The following is a 1,816-nucleotide window of genomic DNA, read 5'->3' on the forward strand; positions in this document are numbered from 1 at the left end:
GGCGGCCGCCGATCATGATCGGGTTGCCGGACATGCGGCCATCGAGCTTCAGGAAGGCGATGACCGAGCCGGTGAAAGTGATGGCGCCGATGGCGACGCCAAGGCTCATCTCGATCAGCGCCTGGGCGTGGATGTCGCCATCCGTGCCGATGCCGAAGCTTTCCGGCGCATAGATGGCGGCGGCCGCCACCATGACGGCAGCGAGGCCGACCAGCGAGTGGAAGGCGGCGACCAGCTGCGGCATCGAGGTCATGGCGATGCGGCGCGCGGTGACGGCGCCGACGCTGCCGCCAATGGCCAGGCCGAGCACGATCAGGCCGAAGCGGCCGGCCGAGGGGGTTGCCAGCGCCAATGTGGTGGCGATGGCGATGCCCATGCCGATCATGCCGTAGAGATTGCCCTGGCGGCTGGTGGTCGGATGCGACAGGCCGCGCAGCGCCATGATGAACAGGACGCCGGAGACGAGGTAGAGGAAGGACGCGAAGTTGGCGTTCATGGCGCTCTACTTGTCCTTCTTCTTGTACATGGCCAGCATGCGCTGGGTGACGAGGAAGCCGCCGAAGATGTTGACCGACACCAGCATCAGCGCGACGAAGCCGAAGCCCGCGGCAATGCCGGAGGCGGCGATGCCGACGGCAAGCAGCGCGCCGACGACGATGACCGAAGAGATGGCGTTGGTGACGGCCATCAGCGGCGTATGCAGTGCGGGGGTCACCGACCAGACGACGTAATAGCCGACGAAGATCGCCAGCACGAAGATGGCGAAGCGGAAGACGAAGGGATCGATGGCACCGCCGGACAGCGCATGCGCGGCATCACCCGCCGCGTCGGCACCACCAGGCGCGGTCGCCAGATTGTGCACTGCCAGCCGAACCGCGGCGGAGGCCTGGTCGAGCTGGTCGAGGGCTTTCTGCAGGGTCTGATCCATCACGCGATCCCTTTCGGCTTCGACGAGGGCGACTTGGATGCGGCCGGTTTCTTGGGCGCGGCTTTCTTGGGCGAAGCGTCGGCAACCATGGTTGTGGCCGGGATCGCCGCCGGTTCGACATAAGGCTGCTGGTCGGGCTTGGCGACGGACGGATGCACGATCTTGCCGCCGTTAGTCAGCATCGTTGCCTTGACCAGATCGTCGTCCCGGTTGATGGCAAGCGTTTTCGTCGTCTTGTCGACCAGCGTTTCGAGGAAGGCGAAGAGGTTCCGGGCATAAAGCAGCGATGCCGACGCCGCGATGCGGCCGGGCACATTGAGATGGCCGACAATCTTGACGTTGTTGGCGGTGGTGACGACCTTGCCGGCTTCGGCGCCCTCGACATTGCCGCCGCGCTCGACCGCCAGATCGACGAGAACCGAGCCTGGCTTCATCGAGGCGACCATCGCCGCCGATACCAGCTTGGGCGCCGGTCGGCCGGGAATAAGCGCGGTGGTGATAACGATATCCTGCTTGGCGATGTGCTCTGATGTGAGTGCCGCCTGCTTAGCCTGGTATTCCTTCGACATCTCCTTGGCGTAGCCGCCGGCCGTTTCGGCCGCCTTGAATTCCTCGTCCTCGACCGCAAGGAACTTTGCGCCGAGCGAGGCGACCTGTTCCTTGGCGGCAGGGCGAACGTCGGTGGCGGTGACGACCGCACCAAGCCGGCGCGCGGTGGCGATCGCCTGCAGGCCGGCGACACCGACGCCCATGATGAAGACCTTCGCCGCCGGCACCGTGCCGGCCGCCGTCATCATCATCGGCAATGCCCGATCGTATTCCGAAGCGCCGTCGATCACCGCCTGGTAACCGGCAAGATTGGCCTGCGAGGACAAGACGTCCATCGAC

General features: G+C 65.6%; 3 protein-coding genes. All 3 read right to left on the reverse strand.

Annotated features, from left to right (window positions below; genetic code table 11):
* Positions 1–496 (reverse strand): NAD(P)(+) transhydrogenase (Re/Si-specific) subunit beta (locus EN906_RS32855; protein ID WP_206529236.1); only part of this gene is annotated, 496 nt, incomplete at its 3' end.
* Positions 497–502: 6 nt separating this feature from the next.
* A complete protein-coding gene (locus EN906_RS32860; RefSeq protein ID WP_189522886.1) occupies positions 503–931 on the reverse strand; it encodes a proton-translocating transhydrogenase family protein in 429 nt (142 codons plus the stop codon).
* Positions 928–1,816 (reverse strand): NAD(P)(+) transhydrogenase (Re/Si-specific) subunit alpha (locus tag EN906_RS32865; protein WP_127375708.1); only part of this gene is annotated, 889 nt, incomplete at its 5' end. The genes EN906_RS32865 and EN906_RS32860, both read right to left, overlap by 4 nt.

Origin of the sequence: Mesorhizobium sp. M7A.F.Ca.CA.004.06.1.1, from assembly GCF_003999135.1 — a bacterium.
Taxonomy (GTDB): domain Bacteria; phylum Pseudomonadota; class Alphaproteobacteria; order Rhizobiales; family Rhizobiaceae; genus Mesorhizobium.